Below are 743 nucleotides of genomic sequence, written 5' to 3'. Positions count from 1 at the left end.
ATCGGAACCGAAAAACAACAAAACGTAGCGTTCCAGATTCTAATGGCAAAAAGAAGACTATTGTCTTTTACCATCTTAAGCTAGATATGACTTATGCTTCAATGTTTGGTTTGAGTTCTAAAACAGAACCTAGTATACCACCACCATTCGTTGATAATACAAATAAAAATTTGCTAGAAGATTTTGTAACGAAAGCTAAACAATTCGAAGCAAATGACGATTTAGGATTATAAAATATCGCTATAACACCCTAAAGGCTGTTGTAGCTTACTTAATCAAATACTTGGAGGAAATTAAAATGAATACTAAATTCAAATTAACACAATACACATTATGCTCTTTGGTCGAATTAGAGAATCAACAATTAGTCGTAAACTATATTAATCATGACTATGATATAGAATCCTATACGTTAACTGAGACACAACGTAAACTCTTGATACTTTATAAATTGCACCCTGAATTTATGAATGAGGTAGCTCTCACTAATTTCTTTGTGAAAAGTACAAGAGACGACAGAATGACTGTTTATCATATTATCAAATCCTTAAATATTTTATAGAATCGGAGGTCTTTTCATTGGACGAATTAATCACATTACTCGCTGATTTAGTGATTGAAGAAATCAATCACGCTGATGACTAATAATAACGCCCAACACCTTACTGGTGTTGGGCTTAACTATAAATTCGTTCATAAATATATATTATCAATTTGGAAGGAGGAAACAGGATGAAACAAGC

Annotated in this window: 1 protein-coding gene and 1 pseudogene; both read left to right on the top strand. The window is 31.9% G+C overall.

Annotation, left to right across the window (positions count from 1 at the left end; all coding sequences use genetic code 11):
- Nucleotides 1–233, top strand: a pseudogene (locus ACF91D_RS31075) (cassette chromosome replicative helicase); the annotation flags it as partial.
- Between the two features lie 65 nt (nt 234–298).
- Nucleotides 299–562, top strand: a complete 264-nt coding sequence (locus ACF91D_RS31070) for a hypothetical protein (protein WP_392438601.1) — start codon at nt 299–301, stop codon at nt 560–562.
- Nucleotides 563–743 lie beyond the last annotated feature (181 nt).

The organism is Staphylococcus sp. 231237_7MaSpsaltlick (assembly GCF_043107035.1).
This window is presented reverse-complemented; position numbering and strand designations above follow the sequence as displayed.

Bases quoted from the DNA above. Each gene is read 5' to 3' on its own strand.
- ACF91D_RS31070 (WP_392438601.1), top strand. From the start codon at position 299: ATGAATACTAAATTCAAATTAACACAATACACATTATGCTCTTTGGTC.